The organism is Streptomyces sp. NPDC059900, from assembly GCF_050270335.1.
Lineage (GTDB): Bacteria > Actinomycetota > Actinomycetes > Streptomycetales > Streptomycetaceae > Streptomyces.
Genome location: NZ_JBNNJZ010000726.1, coordinates 1 through 3,629 on the forward strand (window position 1 = coordinate 1; position 3,629 = coordinate 3,629).

Here is a 3,629-nt window from a genome sequence, read left to right on the forward strand (position 1 = left end):
GCAGTGAGCAGGGGGCCCGGGCACCGGCTGCGGGACGATTCCCCGCCCGCCCTTGGGTGCGGTCCCCGCCGCCACGTCTGCCGGTCCCCGCCGACTCCCACCCGCGCCCTTGCGGACAGCTCACGCTTCCTGCACGTCAGGTCCCTTCCTTCCCCTGTACCTCCCGATGCGTTTCCCCGCCGTTCCCGGCCGGGAGATCCCAAGGAGCAACCCATGCGACGACCACCACTTGACCTCTCCCTCTACCTCGTCACCGACACCCGGCTCTGCGGCGACCGTGGCGTCGCGGCCACCGTGGCGGCCGCCGTCAAGGGCGGTGTCAGCGCTGTCCAGTTGCGCGATCCGGACGCGGACGATCGCACGCTGTACGCGCTGGGCCAGACGGTCCAGGCCGAACTCGCGGGCACCGGCGTCCCCTTGATCGTCAACAATCGCGTGGATGTGGCGGTCCGGCTGGGCGCGGACGGCGTCCATCTGGGGCAGCAAGACCTCTCCCCCACGATTGCCCGGCGCCGGCTGGGTCCCCGTGCATATGTCGGCCTGTCCGTCAGCCGACCCGAACAGCTGGCGCACGTACCCGATGGCGTCGACCACCTCGGTGTCGGTCCGGTGTTCGCGCAGTCCACCAAGCCGGACGCGGACACCCCGCTCGGCCTGGACGGTCTGGCCCGCATCGTCCGGGCCAGTCCGCTGCCGTGCGTGGCCATCGGCGGGATCGGCGTGTCCCGGGCCGCCGCGGTCCAAGCAAGCGGTGCGGACGGGATCGCTGTCGTCAGCGCGGTCTGCGGGCAGCCCGATCCCGAGGCCGCAGCGCGTTCCCTCATCCGTATCCTGCGACAGGAGATCCCCGCGTGAGCAGCCCGCCCATCGCCCTGACCATCGCCGCCAGCGACCCCTCCGGCGGCGCCGGGATCCAGGCCGACTTGAAGGCGTTTTCCGCCAACGGCGCCTACGGAACAGCCGTGCTGACCGCCCTGACCGCGCAGAACACCCAAGGTGTCAGCGGCATCCATGCCGTTCCTCCGGCGTTCGTCACCGAGCAGCTCGACACGCTGTTCGCCGATGTCCGGGTGGACGCCGTCAAGATCGGAATGCTGGCCGACGCCGCCATCGCCGCAGCCGTCGCGGACGCTCTGGAGCGCCACCGTCCCCGCAATGTCGTCCTGGACCCGGTGATGGTCTCGACCAGCGGTCACCGCCTCCTGGAGGCCGATGCGGTGAGCGTGCTGCGCGAGCGTCTGCTGCCTCTGGCCGACCTCATCACCCCCAACCTCCCCGAGGCCGGCGACCTTTTGGGCACCGCCGCCGCAACGAACCGCACCGACGCCGTCGAGCAGGCGCGCGCACTGCTGCGAGCCGGTGCCCGGCGTGTGCTGCTCAAGGGCGGCCACCACACGCACGACGCCGAATCCGTCGACATCCTCGCCGACGCCACAGGAGCAACAGGTGCCTTGGGCGCGGGCGTCACCGAGCTGTCCGCGCCGCGCGTGAACACACGCAACACCCACGGCACCGGCTGCACCCTCTCCGCCGCGATCGCCGCCCTGCGCCCGCAGCACAACGACTGGACCACCGCTGTGCGCGCGGCGAAGGACTACCTGACCGGGGCCCTGCGCGCGGCCGACACCCTGCACGTCGGCCACGGCCACGGCCCCGTCCACCACTTCCACCAGTACTGGAGCTGATCACCATGACCACGACGTTCTGCGACGAGCTGTGGACGTCCACGGCCGAGATACGCGCGGCCATCGACAAGCTGCCGTTCGTGACCGGTCTCGGCGACGGCACCCTGGAGCGGGAGAAGTTCGTCTACTACCTGGCCCAGGACGCCCTGTACCTGCGCGGCTACGCCCGTGCGCTGGCCAGCGCCGCCGCAAAGGCCGACCGGCCGCAGGACATCGCGTTCTTCGCGAAGTCCGCCCACGACGCCGTCGTTGTCGAAAGCTCCCTGCACCAGGGCAATGTCGTCGACGTCGATGCCTGGACGCCCTCCCCCACCTGCACCGGATACACCTCCTACCTGCTCTCCGTGGCGCACACCCAGGGTTACCCGGAGCTGGCCGCGGCGGTCCTGCCCTGCTTCTGGATCTACGCCGAGGTAGGCCGGGGGCTCCTGGAGCAGGCCGGCGACCTCGCCGCCCATCCCTACGGCGACTGGATTGCCACGTACGCCGACGAGGAATTCGAAGCCGCCACCGAACACGCCCGACAGATCGTCAACCGGCTCGCGGACCAGGCCGACCCGGCCACCCGCGACCGGATGCGTACGGTCTTCACCACCGCCTCCACCTGGGAGTGGATGTTCTGGGACGCCGCCTGGCGCGTGGAGACCTGGCCGTTCGGCGCCGCTGCCGCCCCGGTGTCGGAGCAGGCCAAGTGACCACCACCACCGATGCCGCCAGCACGACACCGGCCCCGGCGAACGAGGCGCCGCTCACCCTCGACCAGCCCACCCCCAAGGTCCTCAGCGCCCTGGACCAAGGCACCTTCTGGGCCAATCTGGGGGTCAGCCTGCTCGGCTTCAGCGGCATGCTGGTCGTCCTGGACCCGCTGGGCACCGGCAGCCCGACCCTGTCGTTCGCCGCCGCCGTCACCGCGTCCGTCGTCGGCACCCAGATCGGCACCCTCGCCCTGGGCCTGGCCGCCATCACCGGCGCCCGCACCGGAGCACCCTCGATGGTGCTGCTGCGCGGCCTGTTCGGCGCAAAGGCCTCCTACCTGCCCACCATCCTCAACGTACTGCAGATGGTCGGCTGGGCCGTCTTCGAACTCGTGGTCATCTCCACCGGCCTGAAGATCCTCTCCCGCCAGGCCTTCGGCGAACCGGGCCCCGGCTGGCTGTACGTGCTCCTCGCGGGCGCGGTGACGACCGCGCTCACGCTGCGCCCGCTCGGCGCCCTGCGCCTCATCCGCCGCTACGTCACCATCGCCGTCGTCCTGGCCATCTGCTACCTGGGCTGGGACCTGGCCGGGCGCGGCATCCCGATGGAGGGCGGCTCCTGGAAGGACTTCTGGTTCGCCGCCGACAGCGTGATCGCCGTGTCCATCTCCTGGCTGCCGCTGGTCGCCGACTACGCACGCCACTCCCGCAGCGAGAAGGCGGCATTCGGCGGCCTGGTCGTCGGCCAGACCCTCGCGGGCGTCGCGGGCTCGGTCCTCGGCGTGGCCGCCCTCGCGATGATCGCCTTCGACAGCACCGACCCCTACAAGGTCTTCGACCCCTTCACCGCCACCAGCGTCGGCGTGATCTGCTTCGGTGTCCTGGTGCTGCGCGAGGTCGACCAGTCCTTCGCCAATGTCTACTCCACCGCCGTGTCCGCCCAAAACCTGCTCCCCCGGGCGGACCGCCGCATCCTGTGCCTGATCAGCGGCACCCTGGCCACCACCCTGGCACTCCTGGTGAACATGGACAGCTACGCCAGCTTCCTCTACCTGATCGGCGCGGTCTTCATCCCGATGTTCGCCGTCCTGGTCGTGGACTTCTTCGTCCTGGGCGGCCACCGCACCTGGGACGTCTCCGAACAGGCCCCCACCCGCTGGGTCATGCTGGTGCCCTGGGCCCTGGGCTTCGCCGCCTATCAGCTGATCGCCCCCACGAACATCGCCGGCTGGTCCGACGCGTGGGCCTG

4 protein-coding genes are annotated in these 3,629 nt (G+C 70.8%); all 4 read left to right on the top strand.

Going from position 1 to position 3,629, the window contains the following annotated elements:
- The first annotated feature begins 213 nt into the window (after window positions 1-213).
- Complete coding sequence (gene thiE, locus ACQKIP_RS42765) at window positions 214-855, top strand: thiamine phosphate synthase (protein WP_365863457.1); 642 nt, start codon at window positions 214-216, stop codon at window positions 853-855.
- A complete protein-coding gene (gene thiD, locus ACQKIP_RS42770) occupies window positions 852-1,685 on the top strand; it encodes a bifunctional hydroxymethylpyrimidine kinase/phosphomethylpyrimidine kinase (RefSeq protein ID WP_365863459.1) in 834 nt (277 codons plus the stop codon). Before thiE ends, thiD begins: the two co-directional genes overlap by 4 nt.
- A 5-nt stretch (window positions 1,686-1,690) precedes the next feature.
- Window positions 1,691-2,380, top strand: coding sequence for a thiaminase II (tenA, locus tag ACQKIP_RS42775; protein WP_365863461.1), 690 nt, complete (start codon window positions 1,691-1,693; stop codon window positions 2,378-2,380).
- Window positions 2,377-3,629: purine-cytosine permease family protein (locus ACQKIP_RS42780; RefSeq protein ID WP_427745482.1), on the top strand; the 1,253-nt coding region annotated here is incomplete at its 3' end. The genes tenA and ACQKIP_RS42780, both read left to right, overlap by 4 nt.

Coding starts and splice junctions, on each gene's coding strand:
- thiE (WP_365863457.1), top strand. CDS start 214: ATGCGACGACCACCACTTGACCTCTCCCTCTACCTCGTCACCGACACC.
- tenA (WP_365863461.1), top strand. CDS start 1,691: ATGACCACGACGTTCTGCGACGAGCTGTGGACGTCCACGGCCGAGATA.